At 64.5% G+C, this 18,776-nt stretch carries 17 protein-coding genes; 9 read left to right on the top strand and 8 right to left on the bottom strand.

Going from position 1 to position 18,776, the window contains the following annotated elements; all coding sequences use genetic code 11:
• The first annotated feature begins 341 nt into the window (after positions 1-341).
• The 3 genes from DNX69_RS04005 to DNX69_RS04015 all read left to right on the top strand — a co-directional run bounded on the left by DNX69_RS04005 (position 342) and on the right by DNX69_RS04015 (position 4,610).
• On the top strand, positions 342-2,579 hold the full coding sequence (locus DNX69_RS04005; protein WP_234826835.1) for a GAF domain-containing protein: 2,238 nt from the start codon (positions 342-344) through the stop codon (positions 2,577-2,579).
• A gap of 18 nt (positions 2,580-2,597) precedes the next feature.
• Positions 2,598-3,269 (top strand): response regulator transcription factor, encoded by a 672-nt coding sequence (locus tag DNX69_RS04010; protein ID WP_110784844.1) that lies wholly within the window; start codon positions 2,598-2,600, stop codon positions 3,267-3,269.
• A 132-nt stretch (positions 3,270-3,401) separates the two neighbouring features.
• Positions 3,402-4,610: a CaiB/BaiF CoA transferase family protein gene (locus DNX69_RS04015; RefSeq protein WP_110784700.1), complete on the top strand. Its 1,209-nt coding sequence runs from the start codon at positions 3,402-3,404 to the stop codon at positions 4,608-4,610.
• Between the two features lie 6 nt (positions 4,611-4,616).
• On the opposite strand, the gene DNX69_RS04020 is transcribed toward DNX69_RS04015, so the two are convergent.
• The 8 genes from DNX69_RS04020 to DNX69_RS04055 all read right to left on the bottom strand — a co-directional run bounded on the left by DNX69_RS04020 (position 4,617) and on the right by DNX69_RS04055 (position 12,284).
• The gene (locus DNX69_RS04020) at positions 4,617-5,111 is read right to left on the bottom strand and encodes a MaoC family dehydratase (RefSeq protein WP_110784701.1); all 495 of its coding nucleotides are present in this window, start codon (positions 5,109-5,111) and stop codon (positions 4,617-4,619) included.
• Positions 5,112-5,187: 76 nt separating this feature from the next.
• Entirely contained in the window at positions 5,188-5,436 is a 249-nt protein-coding gene (locus DNX69_RS04025) for a DUF2249 domain-containing protein (RefSeq protein WP_110784702.1), read from the bottom strand.
• Between the two features lie 42 nt (positions 5,437-5,478).
• Positions 5,479-6,705, bottom strand: a complete 1,227-nt coding sequence (locus DNX69_RS04030; RefSeq protein WP_110784703.1) for an NnrS family protein — start codon at positions 6,703-6,705, stop codon at positions 5,479-5,481.
• Positions 6,706-6,824: 119 nt separating this feature from the next.
• Positions 6,825-7,517, bottom strand: coding sequence for an NnrU family protein (locus tag DNX69_RS04035; protein ID WP_110784845.1), 693 nt, complete (start codon positions 7,515-7,517; stop codon positions 6,825-6,827).
• Positions 7,518-7,693: 176 nt separating this feature from the next.
• Positions 7,694-9,346, bottom strand: coding sequence for a phosphoglucomutase (alpha-D-glucose-1,6-bisphosphate-dependent) (gene pgm / locus DNX69_RS04040; RefSeq protein WP_110784846.1), 1,653 nt, complete (start codon positions 9,344-9,346; stop codon positions 7,694-7,696).
• A gap of 632 nt (positions 9,347-9,978) precedes the next feature.
• Positions 9,979-10,824 (bottom strand): alpha/beta fold hydrolase, encoded by an 846-nt coding sequence (locus DNX69_RS04045; RefSeq protein ID WP_110784704.1) that lies wholly within the window; start codon positions 10,822-10,824, stop codon positions 9,979-9,981.
• A gap of 126 nt (positions 10,825-10,950) precedes the next feature.
• Positions 10,951-11,319, bottom strand: coding sequence for a response regulator (locus DNX69_RS04050; RefSeq protein WP_207803106.1), 369 nt, complete (start codon positions 11,317-11,319; stop codon positions 10,951-10,953).
• Between the two features lie 104 nt (positions 11,320-11,423).
• Complete coding sequence (locus tag DNX69_RS04055) at positions 11,424-12,284, bottom strand: phosphodiesterase (protein WP_110784848.1); 861 nt, start codon at positions 12,282-12,284, stop codon at positions 11,424-11,426.
• A 444-nt stretch (positions 12,285-12,728) separates the two neighbouring features.
• Here DNX69_RS04055 and DNX69_RS04060 point away from each other — a divergent pair, with 444 nt between their 5' ends.
• From DNX69_RS04060 to DNX69_RS26525, 6 genes are all read left to right on the top strand, one after another.
• A complete protein-coding gene (locus DNX69_RS04060; RefSeq protein ID WP_110784705.1) occupies positions 12,729-12,968 on the top strand; it encodes a hypothetical protein in 240 nt (79 codons plus the stop codon).
• 266 nt (positions 12,969-13,234) lie between these two features.
• On the top strand, positions 13,235-13,699 hold the full coding sequence (locus DNX69_RS04065) for a hypothetical protein (RefSeq protein WP_110784706.1): 465 nt from the start codon (positions 13,235-13,237) through the stop codon (positions 13,697-13,699).
• Between the two features lie 382 nt (positions 13,700-14,081).
• The gene (locus DNX69_RS04070; RefSeq protein WP_110784707.1) at positions 14,082-15,698 is read left to right on the top strand and encodes an ABC transporter substrate-binding protein; all 1,617 of its coding nucleotides are present in this window, start codon (positions 14,082-14,084) and stop codon (positions 15,696-15,698) included.
• A 173-nt stretch (positions 15,699-15,871) separates the two neighbouring features.
• Positions 15,872-16,885: an ABC transporter permease gene (locus DNX69_RS04075; RefSeq protein ID WP_110784708.1), complete on the top strand. Its 1,014-nt coding sequence runs from the start codon at positions 15,872-15,874 to the stop codon at positions 16,883-16,885.
• A gap of 68 nt (positions 16,886-16,953) precedes the next feature.
• Complete coding sequence (locus tag DNX69_RS04080) at positions 16,954-17,790, top strand: ABC transporter permease (RefSeq protein WP_234826849.1); 837 nt, start codon at positions 16,954-16,956, stop codon at positions 17,788-17,790.
• 1 nt (position 17,791) lies between these two features.
• Positions 17,792-18,776: ABC transporter ATP-binding protein (locus DNX69_RS26525; RefSeq protein WP_234826836.1), on the top strand; the 985-nt coding region annotated here is incomplete at its 3' end.

Below are 18,776 nucleotides of genomic sequence, written 5' to 3' on the forward strand. Positions count from 1 at the left end.
TTCGCTTGGTCTCAGCATTTCCTTTCAGCCCCGACACCCGGCCGACAACGACGAGACTCGTCTCGCGTTGGGGTGGGCCGATGCGGATGCTTCCAGCCCTCGGATGACGAGGACTCACGCCCTGATCACATCCGAGTGATTGTAAGAGTATCCTGACACACATCTTTGTCAATTTAACATGACACCGTGAACTGTCCGTGTCATACCGGACAGCCTCAAACCGGTCCGACAAGTCCCGGACACGGAAAATTGAGTAAATTGTGATGCACTCTGGTCTTGACAATTTGACCGAGTTTGATGTCGCGGATTGCCCCGCATCTGGTCGTCCCGGCGGCCGGCGCGTGGGGGCGCTTCTTCCCGGTTCGATCCAGCCTCACGCAGCTTTGCTGGCGCTGGCGCCGGACGATTTGGAGATCGTTCACGCCGGAGGGGCGACCGAGGCGTTGTTCGGCGCGCCCGCAGAGCTGCTGCCGGGGGCCGCGGCCACCACGGTGTTTTCCTCCGACCAGATCGACCGGCTGCGCTCGCTGGCGATTGCGGACTTGCCGATCGAGCAGCCCTTATACGCGTTCACTTTCGACGCGCCCAACGCCATGCCGACCGACGTGATCGCCCATCATGCCTCCGGGCTGCTGGTAGTGGAGCTCGATCCGCGACGCGAACCGCCGCCCGACAACTCGCTGGCGCTGGTACAGTCGATGATCCGGCGCGTGCAGACCGCTTCCACGGTGCAGGGTTTCTGCGAGTCCATGGCGACCGAGTTGCGCAGCGTCACCGGCTTCGATCGGGTGATGGTGTATCGCTTCGCAGCGGACGGCAGCGGTGACGTGATCGCCGAGGCGCGCGCGCCGGAGGTCGGATCGTTTCTCGGGCTGCGCGATCCGCAACCGGATATTCCGAAGCAGCCGGAGCCCGGCAGCCGTATCCAATTGCAGCCCGACGCCCGAGCGATCGCAGCACCGGTGCTGCCGGGAATCGATCCGCGCAGCGGTGCTGCGCTGGACCTCTCCCACAGCTCGATCCGCAGCGCCTCGCCTGAACACCGGCTGTATCTGGCTCAACTCGGCGTCGCGGCTTCGTTGTCACTGTCGTTGATCGTCGATGGAGTCCCCTGGGGACTGATGGTCTGCCATCACGCCACCCCACGCTTTCTGCCCTACCGGATGCGCGAAGCCTGCGCGCTGTTCGCCGAGATGGCGTCGTCGCAGCTCGAAGCACGGCTCGCCGCCGAACAGCTCGCCACCAGCCTGCGCAGCGCCCGCATCCGTGAGGAATTGGTGACGCGGATGAGTCAGGAGTCCGACCTCGCCGAGGGGCTCATTCGGTTCTATCCCGATCTGCTCCATTTCATTTCGGCGGCCGGGGTCGGTTTGTGGATCGACGGCCAGTTCACCGGAACCGGCATCACGCCGACCGCCACGGAGATCGCCGCGCTGATCGGCTGGCTGCATGGCGTGGCGCATGGCGGCGTGTACCATACCGACTGCTTGCCGCTAGCCTATCCGCCGGCCAAAACGTTCGCCGCACAGGCCTGCGGCCTGATCGCAATGTCGCTGTCGAATACGCCGCGCGACTACGTGCTGTGGTTTCGCCCCGAAATCGTCCGCCGGGTCACCTGGGCCGGCGCGCCGAACAAGCCGGTGGGCATCGACAGCAGCGACGTTCGCTCGACCAAGGGCTGCCCCGCGAGCTGGGAAGAAACGGTGCGGCTGCACGGCGAGCCTTGGCATGACGCCGAGATCGACGCCGCGCACCGGCTGCGCGAGTCGCTGCTCGAGGTCGTGCTACGCCGGATCAACGGCATCGCCCGCGAGCGCAGATCGGCGCTGTTGCTGCAAGAGCAATTGATGCGACAGGTCGAGATCGGCCTGAGCCGATCGAAGGACGTCGCGCAGACGCTGCAGGAGGAAAAGCGGCGCCGTGTGCTGGTCGAGGCCGACCTGTCCCAGGTGCTGCGCCGGACAGTCGAGGACCAGGAGGCGGAGCGGCTGCGGATCGCGCGCGAGCTGCACGATACGCTCGGCCAGTCGCTGACCTTGCTGCAGCTCGGCTTCGACAAACTCGGCCAGGCCGCCGGCGACGTCCCGGAATTGAAGCAGCGGATCGCCGAAATGAAGAGCCTGACCGCAGACATCGGCAGCCAGGCCAATCGGCTCGCCTGGGAAATCCGCCCGACCGCGCTCGACGATCTCGGCATCGAGACCGCGATCCAGAATCTGCTGGATTCCTGGAGCGAGAAATCGGGCATCGAATTCGATCTGCACATTACGCTCGGCGCGCGCCGGCTGCCGTCCGCGATCGAAACCACGCTGTATCGCGTCTTGCAGGAAGCACTGACGAATGTCGTCCGCCATGCCGCGGCCCGCCATGTCGGAGTGGTGCTGCGGCTGCACGACGATCAGGTCACGATGATCGTCGAAGACGACGGCCGTGGCTTCTCCACCGCAGGCCCGGGAAAACCGGCAAACCGGCTCGGCCTGCTCGGCATTCGTGAGCGGCTGTCGCTGGTCGGCGGCACGCTCGAACTCGAAACCGCGCCGGGCAAGGGCACCGCGCTCTACGCCCGAATTCCGTTGTGACCTATGGAAGTGACCGCGATGGACCAGCAAGCATCTTCCCGACTGCGCGTCTTTCTCGCCGACGATCACCCGGTCGTGCTCAGCGGCATGAAAGCTCTGGTGGCTGACGACCCCGGCCTCGAGGTGGTCGGTGAAGCCAACGACGGTCCCAACGCGCTGCGACGCGCCACCGAACTCAGACCCGACGTTGCCGTGCTCGATCTGTCGATGCCCGGTCTCAACGGCATCGAGGTGGCTCGGAAATTTCTCGCCGCGTGCCCTGATTGCCGGGTGCTGGTGCTGACCGTGCACGAAGACGGCGCTTACTTGCGGCAACTGCTCGACCTCGGCGTCGCCGGCTACGTGCTGAAGCGCTCCGCCACCGAGGAGCTGATCCGCGGCATCCATGCGGTCGGCACCGGCGGCATCTATCTCGACCCGGCGATCGCCGGCCGGGCGATCGGCCGCGCCACGACGCACCCGCACCATGGCGAAGAGCACAACGCGGTGTCGGAGCTGTCGACCCGCGAAATCGAGGTGCTGCGGCTGGCGGCAATCGGCCACAGCAACAAGACCATCGCCGCCAAGCTGCAGATCGGCGCCAAGAGCGTCGAGACCTACAAGGCACGCGGAATGGCGAAGCTCGGGTTCCACAACCGCGTCGAGGTGGTGCGGTTCGCGCTCAGCATGGGCTGGCTGTCCGACCCATAGGCACTTCAGACCTGCAACCGTTGATCCGGTCCTGACGACCCGCTAGCTTGCTCGCTGGTTGAGCAAGCAAAACGTCCCGCGGGGCGGCGCTTCAGACGCCGTCATCCAAACGGGAAGCATGGGGAGGACCGAATGACCGTCGACACGCGGACACAGAAGCCGCAGGCCACCGCCGCTCGGGTTTCCACAGCCAAGGCCCTCGACGGGCTCCGTGTGCTCGATTTCTCCACCACGATCGCCGGCCCGCATTGCACCCGGATGCTGTCCGACATGGGCGCCGAGGTGATCAAGATCGAAGCCGCCGAAGGCGATACGATGCGCAACCGTCCGCCGGTGCGCAAAAACTGCAGCACCGCGTTCGGCCAGCTCAACGTCGGCAAGAAGAGCATCGTGCTCGATCTGAAATCGGCGGCCGGGCTCGAAGCCGTGCAGCGGCTGGTCGCCTCCGCGGACGTGCTGGTGGAGAATTTCCGCCCCGGCGTGATGCAACGGCTGCAGATGGACTACGAGTCGCTGCGCGGCTTCAATCCGGAGCTGATCTACTGCTCGATCTCCGGCTATGGACAGACCGGGCCGTCGGCGGAATTGCCGGCCTATGCGCCGGCGATCCATGCGGCGTCTGGCTTCGACATGGCGCATCTCGCCTATCAGCCCGGCCGCGACCGCCCCGACTACTGCGGCATCTATCTGGCCGACGTGGTCAGCGGCATCTACGCCTATGGGGCGATTACTTCGGCACTGTATCAACGCGTGCGCACCGGCGAGGGCCAGCACATCGACGTCTCGATGCTGGAATCGATGCTGACGCTGACGCTGAACGAAATGCAGTGGTCGCAGTTTCCGGTGACGCTGCCGGCGCGGCCGCAATTCGGCCCGGTGGAAACCTCCGATGGCTATGTGATGATCGCGGTCGCCAGCGAGAAGTCGTTCCGCAGCTTCATGTTGGCGGCCGAGCGTCCCGACCTGATCACCGACCCGCGATTTGCGAAATATGCCGACCGGCGTCTCAACTGGGGCGAGCTGATGGATACGATCGAGACATGGTCGCGCAAGCTGACGTCCAAGCAATGCCTCGCGACGCTCGACAAGTTCGGCGTGCCCTGCTCGGCCTATCGCACCGTGGCCGAGGCGATGGCCGATCCGCAGACAGCGCACCGCCAGGCGCTCGCTGAAGTGCACGACGACGACGGCAGCTTCAAAGTGCTCAATTTGCCGTTCCGCATGTCGGCGGCCAATCCGTCGCCCAATCCGAAAGTGGCGCGGCTCGGCGAGCATACCAAAGCGGTGCTGCAGCAGACCGGCTATTCCGACGACGATCTCGCGCAGTTCGGCGCCGGATAGAAGGTTTCAGGGCCCCCCCATCCGCATCAGGTATTTCTGCTCGCCACTCAGCACCAGCTCGCCGCGCTGATTGTGCACCGTCGACGTCACCGTGACGATGCCGGTGGTGCGCTGCGGCTTCAATTCGGCGATGGTGAGCGCCGGATACAGAGTATCGCCGGCATGGACCGGTTTGTGGAATTTCGACGACTGCTCGATGAACCCCAGTAGCGCCTCGCCGAGCACGTGCGGAAACAGCCCGGCGCCGGATGCGGTGAAGCACAGCACCTGCAGCCCGTGCGCGAGCAACCCGGGATGGCCCTGCGCACGGCAATATTCGACGTCGTAATGGATCGGGTGGTTGTCGCCGGAGACGGCCTGGAACGCAGCGAAGTTCGCCTCGGTGATGGTACGGCTCGGCAGCACGAAACGCTCGCCGAGCACGAGTTCGGAGAACGGCCGCGGCGCGACGACGCGATGTGCCGCCTTGTCGAATCCGCCCGCCTGCTGCCCGTCAGCCATGCCGCACCTCCCATCGTTTTACGGAGAAGATTAGCGTGACGCAGCGGATCGGACCACCGGCCGCGACGACGGATACCTATGCGGCGCGACGGAGGCGGACGCGCCAGACGTCGGGCCCCTGCTCAAGGTAACTCCACTCGCAATCGTCGCCGTGTACGGCGGCGAAGAATTGCCGCAGCGGCCGCGGATCGTGATCGACTACGATCTGCATTGCGGCGCCGACCGCAAGCTGATCGAACAGCCGCGGAATGATCTCGTGGCGCTGATACGGCGGAATCTCGCGAACGTCGAGCACCCGTTCAGCGATGATGGCGGCTTCGGTCATGAGTCCTGTCCTGGCTGGAGTTGCAGTTCGATTCCAACATCGTCAGTGCGGCTTGCCGCGGGCGAGCAGCGTCGGCCCGTAGCTCAGCGCGAAGCCGAGGAAGGCTGTGGCCCAGCCGAGTGCGGCCAGATGCAGCAGCGGATCGCTCCAGGCCGGCAGCAGCGTCGCCGCGATCCGCGCGGTGACGGCGAGCAGCGCCGCCAGATAGATCCCCTGCGTCGGCAATGACGCGGTGAGTTGTTGGCCGGTGTGGCCGAGCGAGGCGCGAGTCATCACCGCCAGCGTCATCACCCCGGCGCCGCCGACCATCCAGGCGTGGATGCCGGCGCTGACCGGGATCAGCCCGAACGCCGCCGCCGACGTCAGCAGGAAGCCGAGCGGAACGAAGAAGTAGCCGACATGCAGCACCAGCAGCAGCTTCTCCTTGACGGTTCGGTCGCCAGCCCAGCGGGCGAGCCGGACCAGATGCAGCACGCCGGGAAGCAGCAGCGCGGCGCCGCTGATCCGGCTGACCGGCTGTACGATCCACAGCACCAGCGTCAGCGCGCTGAACGCCACGATAGCCATGTCAACCTTGTTGAACGGCTGCGGCAGCCGGCCGGGCTGCTGGCGGACCAGCCAGTTCCGGGTGAAGCTCGGAGTGATGCGTCCGCCGATCAGCGAGATCAGCAGGATCACCACTGCAATACCGATCCGGATGCTGTAATCGGCGGCGCCGCCGAAATGCGCTTCGAGATGGAACGCGACGTTGCCAACTAGCAGCAGCGTCAGCAGCGCGACGACGTTGAGGTTGCGCCAGTTACGCCCGGCGATGATCTCGCGTAGCGCGGCAAGCGCCACAAGCAGCAGGAAGCAGGCGTCGATCGATAGCGCCGCGAGCCAGCCGGTGTCGGCCGAGAACGTCACCGCCAGCCGTCCGGCGAGCCACACCACGGCAAGTGTCGCCAGCGGCGCCCCTTGCAGCGGCAGGCGGCCAGTCCAGTTCGGAATCGCGGTCAGCAGAAAGCCGGTGATCACCGCCGGCAGATAGCCGTACAGCATCTCGTGGACGTGCCAATCGCGCGGCGCGAACGCGGTCTGCAGCGTCAGCTCGCCGTGATACACCGGCAGCCACAGCAGCACCGCGACCGCGGCGAAGATGGCGCCGAGCAGGAAGAACGGACGGAACCCGGCCGACAGGATGGTCCAGCGGCTCTGCAACGGATAGCGCGGCACCGGCTTGCGTTTGACAGGGCCGGCTGCGGAAGATTGGATTGTCGTGCTGCTCATCGCGGTCCACCGGAACTGGCACCGGCGTCCAGGGCCGGCTCATCCTGTGTAGGGGCGCGGCCCTTGAGGCTGGTTGTGCCAGCACAAACTCGCGAACGATTTGCGTCTGGCAGCGTCCGTCAGGGCAGCGGCGACACCCCGATCACCAGCGGGTGCAACAGCAGTAGCGACAGCCACGCTGCCACGCCGAGAGCGAGCCGCAGCGCGCTGATCCGGCTGGGCCGCGGCTTGAAGCGGCCGCTGATCAGCGCCGCGAACGGCCAGAACGAGGTGCGCGCCGCCAGCTCGGCCCAGCGCGCGGCGCCGAGCTGGCGGCGCTTGCGGCGGTCGATGATCATCATGCCGAGCAGAGCAATCAGCGCAAAGAAGCCGAACAGCAGCCCATGGGCGAGATCGCCGTTCGGCACGGCATGCGCGCCGGCCCACAGGCCGATCGCCCACAGCAGCGGATGCCGGACGATGCCGACCACGCCCGGGTGCTGCGGATCGAAGGATTTGCGCGGATCGCCGCCGAACGACAGCGGATTGGCGGCACCGATGCCGAACGCCGCAAACTGGCAGACCAGCGGCAGCGCTAGGTTCGGCGCCCACATCTGCCAGGTCTCGAACGGCCACAGCTCGACGAATGGCGCCCGCCCCGTCGCCACGATCAGCCACGTCAGCACGACCAGCGATTCGATGCTGTAGGCGATCAGGAAGCCACGCTCGCCGAGCGCGCCGACCAGCCTCGCGCGCACTGCGGGCCGCGCCGGAATGGCGTGGCTGAGCAGGAACACGGCGAAGGCGGCGACGAATTCAGTCCAGCCGGACACGGTCGACCTCAACGTTGGCGGCGCAGTCCGTCATTGCGAGGAGCGAAGCGACGAAGCAATCCAGCGTCGTGCGTGGAGATCTGGATTGCTTCGCTTCGCTCGCAATGACGGAGTGAAGCGAAGACAGGTTATGCGCGAGACATCGCCCGGCTTGCCGGTTCCAACGTTGTCGCGCGTCAACCTGCGGCGAACATCGCGCTGAGGGCGGCCTGGGCTTCGTGCTGGATCTGGCCGAGGTGATCGGCGCTGACGAAGCTCTCGGCGTAGATCTTGTAGACGTCCTCGGTGCCGGACGGGCGCGCCGCGAACCAGCCGTTGGCGGTGGTGACCTTGACGCCGCCGATCGATTGGCCGTTGCCGGGCGCCTTGGTCAGCGTCGCGGTGACGGGTTCGCCGGCGAGCTGCCTGATGCCGAGCTTCTCGGCGGTCAGGGTCTTGAAAAGCGCCTTCTGGGCCGGCGACGCCGCCGCATCGATCCGCGCATAGAACGGCGCGCCGAGCTCTGCGGTGAGCCGCTGATACAGTTCGCCCGGATCGGCTTTGCTCACTGCGGTGATCTCGGCCGCGAGCAGGCCGAGGATGACGCCGTCCTTGTCGGTGGTCCAGACGCTGCCGTCGCGGCGCAGGAACGACGCGCCGGCGCTCTCTTCGCCGGCAAAGCCGAAGCTGCCGCCGATCAGCCCGTCGACGAACCATTTGAAGCCGACCGGCGTTTCCACCACCTTGCGGCCGATCTTGGCGGCGACGCGATCGATCATCGCGCTCGACACCGCGGTCTTGCCGATCGCGGCGTCGCGCCCCCAATGTGGCCGGTGCGCGAACAGGTAGGCAATCGCGACCGACAGATAGTGGTTCGGATTCATCAGCCCCGAGGAGCGGGTGACGATGCCGTGGCGGTCGGCGTCGGTGTCGTTGGCGAACGCGACGTCGAAATCGTCACGCATCCCGATCAGCCGCGCCATCGCATAAGGCGACGAGCAGTCCATCCGCACCTTGCCGTCCCAGTCCACTGTCATGAAGCGGAAGGTCGGATCGACTGCGTCGCTGACCAGCTTGGCATCGAGCTTGTAGCGCTCGATGATCGGCTGCCAGTAATGCACCGCGGCGCCGCCGAGCGGATCGATCCCGAGCTTCACACCCGAGCTGCGGATCGCCTCCATGTCGACCACATTGGCGAGGTCTTCGACATAAGGCGTGATGTAGTCGCGGCGATGCACGCAAGCCGCCTTGCGGGCGCGATCGTAGGAAATCCGCTTGACGCCCTTCAGCCCGTTTTCGAGCATCACATTGGCGGCCTTCTCGACCGCCGAGGTGATGTCGGTATCGGCCGGGCCGCCGTTGGGCGGATTGTATTTGAAGCCGCCGTCCTCGGGCGGATTGTGCGACGGCGTCACCACGACGCCGTCGGCGAGGCCGTCGGTACGACCGCGATTGTGGGTGAGAATCGCGTGAGAGATCACCGGGGTCGGGGTGTAGCCGCCGCGCTCGTCGATCACCACGTCGATCTCGTTGGCGGCGAACACTTCGAGCGCGCTGACCAGAGCCGGCTCGGCGAGCGCATGGGTGTCGATGCCGATATACAACGGGCCGGTGATGCCGGCGGCGCGGCGATGATCGGCGACCGCCTGGCTGACCGCCACGATGTGACTTTCGTTGAAGGCGTTGTTCAGCGACGAGCCGCGATGCCCCGAGGTGCCGAACGCCACGCGCTCGGTCGCCACCGCCGGGTCAGGCTTGCCGGCGAAGTACGCCGTGACCAGCCGCGGGACGTTGACCAGACTATTCGGATCGACGGTCTTGCCCGCCAGCGGACTCACCTTCGCAGCCATCTTGCACTCCATGCCTTCGAACCAGATCAGATCCCTCGCCCGGCACGGGGCAGCCGTCAAGACGGCATCGGGATGAGTGGCCCGGCTTCAAATTCCGGGCGCGGAACCGTTCGCGAACGCCATGGTTATTGCCCCAGTTGAATGACTGGAGGATGAGGCATGACGTTCGGAAAAGGTGCATTGATGTGGCTGATTGGCATCCCGCTGCCGATCATTATTCTGCTGGCATTGTTCTGGCGCTAAGTCCGACGCGACAGCAAAACAGAACTGGAGAGGGTCTCGGCCGTATTGACGGAACGAGGCCTTTTTCACGAGCGGTCGGTCGATCGCGGCTTCGGCAGGCGATGACTCATGAATCAGCTTCGCGCGTCTCGGCAGAGTGAACTACGCGGCGGCGGCTCGCTGCAGAGCGCAACGCACTACTGTTCGAAACCGAGGGGACCACTTATGACGGTTCGGCTGCGGCGTGCACGACCGACAACGGATGTTGCATTCGTCTGGTCCGGCGCGTTTTAGACAACGATGGATGGCTTGCCGCTGGCGAGGTTCCAGGCCAGCCGGCAATTGTACCCTTACGGCTGTCGGCCAAAAAATCACGTTTAGCTTCTTTGCGACCGGTCTAAGCGAGGCCGCTACGGTCCCATCGCGCGCGGATCGTTGTGCATTCGCCGGATATCCTTCTGCACGTCGAGCGGACGCAGATTGCTGCCGCCCTCCTCCGACAGGAATTTGTCGAGCGTCGCCTGAATGCGCGCCTTGACGCTGTCCGGGCCGCGGTCGCTCATTTCGGTGTGCTGGGCGCCAGTGTCGATAATCTCGATGCCAGCCTCCTTGGCGATCTTCGGATCGGGCAGCACGCCGGGATCGGTCTGAAAGTGCGGATCCTTGGAGCGGAACGATAGGATCTTGGCGAAGCCGGAGGTGACGAACGGCACCCGTAGATTGTCGAGCGTCACCACCCGCCGCACCAAATCGGGATGCTGCTGTGCGAAGAACATCGAGATATCGCCGCCGTTCGAATGCCCGACCAGAGTCAGATGCTGGTAGTCGGCGTTCGGTTCGATCTTCTTCAGCTCCCTGATTGCGAAGAAGATGTTCTGTTCACCGCGCTCGTAAACCGCCAGACGGCCGACATAGAGCGAGCCGGCGACGGTCATCAGCGGTTTGTCGTCGGGAAGATCATGCTGAATGCTGGCGACCAAATAGCCGCGAGCCGCCAGCACGTTGGCCAGGAATGAGTACTCGGTGTTCTTGACGGTGTTGCCGTGGCTGACGATCGCCACCGGCAGCGTCACCATGCCGGCCTCGGCCTTCATCTCGGCATCGCGGCGAACCGCCAGATAGACCGCAACCGGCCGATCGCGCTTCTCGTCGAAGAAGGTCAGGGTCTCGTGCTTGATCGCCCAGTGGCTGAACGTGAAATACGCCGCAGTCGCCACCGCACTCAGCAGGCAGAATATAATCAGTGGTCGCTTCATCGCTGTTCCAGACCCGCCCGGCCCCTTGATCTCTAGCTGGGGCGAGAGGATAGCTCGAAAAGATCTATTCCTGGAACGATACCGATTAAATTTTGGAAAGCGGGCGCCCTGCCAACCAACCTCGCTTCACACCAGCATCTCCTGCAGCAATCCGACGATCTGCGTCGAAGTGTACGGCTTTGGCACGAATTTTCCGCCGTCCGGCAGGTCCGACGGGGCGACGTGCACCCGGCCCGAGGTTGCGACGATCTTGATCGGCGGCCACCGTCCACGCACGGCACGGGCGAGCTTCAAGCCATCCATTGAACCCGGAATCTGGATGTCGGTAAACACCAGCCGGACATCATTTCGCTTTTCTAGGATTTCGATCGCTTCATCAGCAGAGCCGGCCTCCAGCACCTCGTAGCCGGCGGCTTCGATCATGTCGACAGCGTTCATACGCAGGAGCGGTTCGTCTTCAACCACCAGCACTATCGGTCTCCCGCTCACTTCCATCACCCTCTCGCCAGTGTCGCCCGATCATCAAGGGCTTAGCTGGTCGATCGTTCCCGGCCTCCGCAATCTACCTGGGCAAAAGTGGCGACGATCGCTGGACTTCGTTAACCACAATGGTTCGGGGCAAGTTCACAATGCTCACCGCCTCCCCCCGGCGAACAGGATGCAGCGTCGAAGCGACCGATGGCAACCTGGTGGGTCACCAGTTCCCCGAACGATGCGTCCTCGAACCAAGCGTGGAGATGCAGCGCCGGCTGTTCGACGCACCATGAGGGCTTGAGCGGAGCGCCGAGATCGAGCGGCACCGTATGGCTCGGCGCAGGACAGATCGTCGCGACCGTACCGGCGAACGCCGTCGCGACCGCGCGATGCACATGGCCCGCGGCGACGAGGCGGACCCACGGATAGCGCTCGACAACGACCGCAAACTCGGCCGCATTGCGCAGGCTCTGACGATCCATATCCGCGATCCCGGTGCGGAACGGCGGATGGTGCAAAAACAGCAGCGCCGGCCGCTGGTCCGACCCGGACAGCACTGCTTCCAGCCACTGCAACGTATCGGCGTCCAGCACGCCATGCGGCTGGCCGGGCACGCTGGAATCCAGCAGCACAACATCGAGCCCGCCGACCGGATGGAGCTGATTGAGCGGCCCCTCGGCCGGGAACGCCGGCTGCAGCAAGGCGGTCCGCATCATCTCGCGGGAATCGTGATTGCCCGGGATCGTGACGAATGGGATCTGCAACGGCGCCAGCAATCGGAGCAGCTGCTCATACGCCGCCTCCGTCGGCGTATTGACCAAATCGCCGGAGATCACCACCAGCTCGGGGCGCGGAGCCAAGGCGTTGAGCGTCGCCACACAGCGTGTCAGCGCCGCCGCGGTGTCGACGCTGCGGTCGGCGAGACTGCCCTGCTCCCTGATATGCAGGTCGGATATCTGTGCGATCAGGATCGGCTTCGACGGCATCATGAATCTCGTGTGGCTCCGTCAGTGGAAGGCGTTCGGAGAGCGGTCGAAGTCGCCTCGATCCGCCGTCGCCAATGCGTTGGAGGCGAGCGGACGCTCCCACCAGGCTGGTCTCGTGTTTCCCGATTTGTTTGCTGATTGCCCGGCGCTTCGCTGCTGGGTGTCCTCCCCTATCGTCGAGAGATGACAGGCTTGCGACGAAGGCGGTATCAGGCGCTTACGCTCCGCGCGGCAAATTCGCCTCGGCTTGGAACGATCATCCTCGACCGGGATTGAGAGTGAACGGCTGGGCCGGCGTTCCGCCCCAGACCGGACGGCCACCCTGCCGCAACATTGCAGAACCTGCGCCGCGACATTGCGATTCGTTCGCCCGCGCACATCGAATGACTTGCCTGCCGACCGATATGATCAAACGCGCGGGCCACAGACCGAAAGGAGCCGCTGATGCCGACGTCCTACAAGAGCAATGCTTGCAGGCCATGGGACGATGAGCAGGTTGAGCGGTTGAAGGAATTGATTGCGAGCGGCGCATCGGCCGTGCGTGCCGCCGCCGCCTTGAAGCGTGCCCGCTCCTCGGTCCAGGTGAAGGCTCGGAAGCTAGGCATGCCATTCATGGCGAGCCGCGATGCGAAACGGATTCGCAATGCGAAGATCGCCGAAGCTGAAAGCCGCATCGCTCGCTGAAGCCAAACCGACGGTACTATCATCCAGGGTAGTTGTCTTTGGCGCACGGCTGACCAAGTGCTGCGGCTGCCTGTCGCAGCCGTTTGATCGGCGCCGAGCAACCAACCCACAACCCAATACCCTTTCGCCAAAGTGCTAATCGGATGAACAACTAACACGCGATATTTTTGCGGCGCGGCTGTGGAAAACAGCACATAATGGGCTGGCTATCGCCGCCATCGAATCAATTTGAAAGGCGCCCGCACCGCGGGCGAAAGGGTCACACAATGCAATATTGGATCATTGCATTCACGGCCGCGCTGGTCGTGGTCATCGGTTACGCAGCCGGCCCCGTCGGGGCCGCGGTCTCCCTCCTCGCTTTCGCCGGCTCACTGTATCTGATGTGGGCGCGGAAGCTCGGCTTCGCCGGCGCCTGGACGCGGTTCGCGCTTGATCGTTTCTCGGCTCCGTTCTGGAAGGGCGAGAACTGGGAGCGCTTCAACGCCATGTTCCACGACAGCGAGAGCGTGGTGAAGGCCGCGACGATCGCCACCGCGCTGGTCGCGCTGGCGCTGATCCTGCCGCCGAGTCAGGTCGCGCTAATCGCCGTCGTCGTCGCCGCTTGGTACGCGTTCGAGGTCTATCGCAGCCATCGCCCGCTGACACGGCCGACCACTGCGATCGAAGCCAAGTCGGCAACAGACACGGTGATCTACGCGCCAGCGCGGAGCGAAAGCACCACGATGAACTGACCGCCTCGGGCGGATCCATTCAAGTCATCCATCGAGACGTCGGGCGGCGGGGATTTCCTCGCCGCCTTTATTTTTGACGGTGCGTTTGGACGCCGCACACGCGGCCGACGATCCCGAAGCGGCGGCTATCGCGATGGTCGCTGGACCTGCGACAGGGCCGATGCTTCCCTATCTGCCCACCGAAAAGCCAGGAAGCCACATCTGCACATAAATTATGCAATTTTCTTTCTTTGTATGCAATCTACTTAATAGAACGAGCTCGAAGCGCCGTTCAAATTCTATTTTAACAATAGAATCAATTACTTGACCTGGCGACAGAGCTTGGCACGGCGATTGCTAATGACTTCTAGCAGCAAACCGCCCTCATGCTTTGGAGCCGCAAATGAAGCGTCGCGATTTCCTGAAGTCCGCTACCGCCCTTGCCGCCGGTGCAATGGTGCCGGCGCCTGCCATTTGGTCAGCCGCGAAGGCCGATGCTCGCTCGGAAGCGCTGCTGCTGGTCACGGAGAATGGCCCCAACAATCTCGACATTCACGGCGTCGGCACCAACCGCCCGGGCTACGAGGTTTCGTGGAACTGCTACGACCGTCTGATCACCCACGACCTCAAGACCTTGCCGGACGGCACTCAGTCCTACGACCGCGACAAGCTGAAGCCCGAACTCGCCGAGGACATGAATGTCGGCGACATGTCGGTGACCTTCAAGCTGAAGAAGAACGCCAAATTCCACGACGGCTCGCCGGTCACCGCCAACGACGTGAAATGGTCGCTGGATCGATCTGTCTCGGTCGGTGGCTTCCCGACCGTGCAAATGAAGGCCGGCTCGCTGATCAACAAGGAACAGTTCGTCGTCGTCGACGATCACACCGTGCGCATCGACTTCATCAAGAAGAACCATCTGACGATGCCCGACCTCGCGGTCATCGTGCCCGGCGTCTACAACTCCGGTCTGCTCAAGACCAAAGCGACGGAAAAGGATCCCTGGGCACTCGACTACACCAAGAGCAACACGCCGGGCTCCGGCGCCTACAAGGTGGTGACTTGGAAGCCCGGCGTCGAGGTGGTGTACCAGCGCAACGACGACTGGGTCGGCGGCCCGCTGCCGAAAATGAAGAAGATCATTTGGCGCACGATTCCGTCGGGCGGTAACCGCCGCGCGCTGATGGAGCGGGGTGACGCCGACATCTCGTTCGACGTCGACAGCAAGGATACCTCCGAGATGAGGAAGGAGGGCAAGCTCCTGATGATCTCGAATCCGATCGGCAACGGCATGTACTCGATCGAGCTCAACGTCGCCAAGCCGCCGTTCGACAACGAGAAGGTCCGTCAGGCGATCGCCTACGCCCTGCCCTACGACAAGATCATGGAAGCGGCGATGTTCGGCCTCGCCATTCCGCTGTTCGGCGGCCCGTCCAACGACGTCAAGGACATCACGTGGCCGGCGAAGACCGGCTACAACACCGACATCGCCAAGGCCAAGGCGTTGATGGCCGAAAGCGGCGTCTCCAGCATCGACACCACGCTGTCGTTCGACCTCGGCGCCGGCAGCGTCTGCGAGCCGATCGCCGTGCTGGTGCAGGAGAGCCTCGGCCAGATCGGCATCAAGACCACGATCAACAAGGTGCCCGGCGCCAATTGGCGCAGCGAGATGGCCAAGAAGTCGATGCCGATGATGATCAACTTCTTCTCCGGCTGGCTCGACTATCCGGAATACTTCTTCTTCTGGTGCTATTCGGGACAGAACGCGATCTTCAACACCCCGAGCTACGTCAACAAAGACATGGACGCGATGATCGCCGCGGCCAACACCGCGGCTGCGTCGGGCGACAAGGACGCTTATGCCAAGGCGGTCGAAGGCTTTATCTCCAAGGCCTATCACGACGTGCCACGGATCCCGCTGTTCCAGCCTCTGCTCAATGTCGCGACCCAGAAGAACATCTCGGGCTACGCCTACTGGTTCCATCGCCAGCTCGATTATCGCACGCTGGCGAAGGCGTGAGGATCCATCCATAGCGACATGACGAAGAGAGAGACGCGGATGGCGAGCAGGCGCAGCCAAAGGAGCGAGTGGATGCATTTCACGTCGAACATCGGTTCGATCCATCCAATCGCAAATCTCTGCCCGCCATTCGCAGCTCTCAACTCGCGACCGATCTGCGGAGCCCGCACACCATGCTGACGATGATCGCAAAGCGCCTGCTGCTGGTGATCCCGACCCTGATCGGCGTGATCATCGTCACCTTCCTGCTGACGCGGGTGCTGCCGGGGGATCCCGCGGTGTACTTCGCCGGCCCCGCGGCGACGCCGGAATCGATCGCCGAGATCCGCAAGAATCTCGGCCTCGACCGTCCCCTGCCCGACCAGTTCGTGCGCTATGTCGGCGATCTGGCACACGGCAATTTCGGCAATTCGCTGTCGACCGGCCGCCCGGTGGCGACCGAGATCACCAGCCGGCTGCCGGCCTCCGCCGAGCTGACGCTGGCGGGCCTGTTCATCGCCATCGTCATCGCGGTGCCGCTCGGCATCGTGGCGGCGATCCGGCAGGGCTCCTGGGTCGATCATCTGTGCCGGATCGTCGCCACCGCCGGCGTGTCACTGCCGGTGTTCTTCACCGGGCTGCTGCTGGTGTATCTGTTGTACTTCAAACTCGGCTGGGCGCCGGCGCCGATCGGGCGTCTCGACGTGTTCGCAAGCGCCCCTGCCGACGTCACCGGCTTCTATCTGATCGACAGCCTGCTGGCGCGTGACTTCGAGACCTTCCGAGCCGCACTCGGCCAGTTGATCCTGCCCGCGTTCACCCTCGGCATCTTCTCGCTAGCGCCGATCGCGCGAATGACCCGGGCCGCGATGCTCGCAGTGCTGGCTTCGGATTTCATTCGCACCGCGCGCGCCGCCGGCCTCGGCAGCCGCACCGTGATCCTCACCTACGCCTTCCGCAACGCGATGCTGCCGATCATCACCACGCTCGGCATGGTGTTCTCGTTTCTGCTCGGCGCCAACGTGCTGGTGGAGAAGGTGTTCGCCTGGCCGGGGATCGGTTCCTACGCGGTCGAAGCGCTGCTGCAGTCGGACTTCGCTCCGGTACAAGGCTTCGTACTGACGATGGCGGTGCTGTACATCGCGCTGAACCTCTTGATCGACATTCTTTACGGCGTCATCGACCCACGCGTGAGGCTCGAAGCATGACCGACAGCACCATCACCACCTCGCCGCTCGTGGGCCGCAAGCCGGCCGCCGCCCCGCCCCACAACTCGATGCTGCGCCACGCCCGCCACGTGATCGCGGAAAATCCGATCACCGGGCTGTCGTTCGCGCTGTTCTTTCTGATCGCCCTGATGGCGCTGATCGGCCCGTATATCGCGCCCTACGATCCACTGGCGTCGGATACCTCGGCGACGCTGCAACCGCCGTCGCTGGCGCACCCGTTCGGCACCGATCTGGTCGGCCGCGACATTCTGAGCCGCGTGATCGTCGCAACCCGGCTCGATTTCATGATCGCGCTGAGTTCGGTGGCGCTGGTGTTCGTGCTCGGCGGTTTCGCCGGCATCGCCTCGGGCTATTTCGGCGGCTGGACCGACCGCATCATCGGCCGGATCTCCGACACCATCATGGCGTTCCCACTGTTCGTGCTGGCGATGGGCATCGTCGCGGCGCTCGGCAACACCGTCACCAACATCGTAATCGCCACCGCGATCATCAACTTCCCGCTTTATGTCCGAGTCGCCCGCGCCGAGGCCAATGTCCGCCGCGACGCCGGCTTCGTGCAGGCGGCGCGGCTGTCGGGCAACAGCGAGATGCGCATCCTGCTGACGCAGATCGCGCCGAACATCCTGCCGATCATGATGGTGCAAGTGTCGCTGACGATGGGCTACGCCATCCTCAACGCCGCCGGCCTGTCGTTCATCGGCCTCGGCGTCAAGCCGCCGACGCCGGAATGGGGCATCATGGTCGCCGAGGGCGCCACCAACATCATCTCCGGCGAGTGGTGGATCGCGCTGTTTCCCGGCGCCGCGCTGATGATCTCGGTATTCTGCTTCAACCTGCTCGGCGACGGCCTGCGTGACCTCGTCGACCCGCAGCGGAGGACGTGAGATGACCACCCAGCCCCTGCTCGACGTCCGCGATCTCACGGTCGAGTTCGCCACCCGACGCGGCATCGTCAAGGCGGTGCAGCATGTCGATATCAGCGTCGGCAAAGGCGAGACGCTGGCGATCGTCGGCGAGTCCGGCTCGGGCAAATCGGTGACGTCCTACGCGGTGATGCGGATCCTCGACCGCGCCGGACGGATCGCCGAAGGCTCGGTGATGTTCGGCGGCATTGATCTGAAGGCTGCCAGCGAACGCGAGATGCGCGACCTGCGCGGCCGCGAGATTTCGATGATCTTCCAGAACCCGCGCGCCGCGCTCAACCCGATCCGCCAGGTCGGCGACCAGATCGAGGACGTGCTGCGCCAGCATGTGCAGTCGACTTCCGCCGATCGCGGCGAGAAAGCGATCGCAGCGCTGGAGGCGGTCAAGATCGCGCGGCCGCGCGAGCGCTATCACGCCTATCCGTTCCAGCTCTCCGGCGGCATGTGCCAGCGCGTGGTGATCGCGCTGGCACTGGCCTGCAATCCGCAACTCCTGATCGCCGACGAGCCGACCACCGGGCTCGACGTCACCACGCAGAAGGCGGTGATGGACCTGATCGTCGAACTGACCAAGAGCCGCGGCCTGTCGACCATCCTGATCACCCACGACCTCGGCCTGGCTGCAGCCTATTGCGATCGCGTCGTGGTGATGGAGAAGGGCCGCGTGGTCGAGACCGCGGCCGCGGCCGACATCTTCGCCAATCCGCAGCACCCCTACACCAAGAAACTGATGCGCGCGACGCCGCGGCTCGGGGTGAGTTTGCGGGAGTTGCTGCCGGAGGGTGAGCGAGGGACGGTGCCCGCACAAGGCACGGTGCTAACCTCTCCCCGCGCGCGGGGAGAGGTCGGATCAGCACGTAGCGATGATCCGGGTGAGGGGGCGTCTCTAGGAGTCGGAGCGCTCGGCCTTGCGGATACGCCCCCGCCCCCCCCCCCCCACCCCCCCA

This window comes from Rhodopseudomonas palustris (assembly GCF_003226555.1).
GTDB classification, from domain to species: Bacteria; Pseudomonadota; Alphaproteobacteria; order Rhizobiales; family Xanthobacteraceae; genus Rhodopseudomonas; species Rhodopseudomonas palustris_I.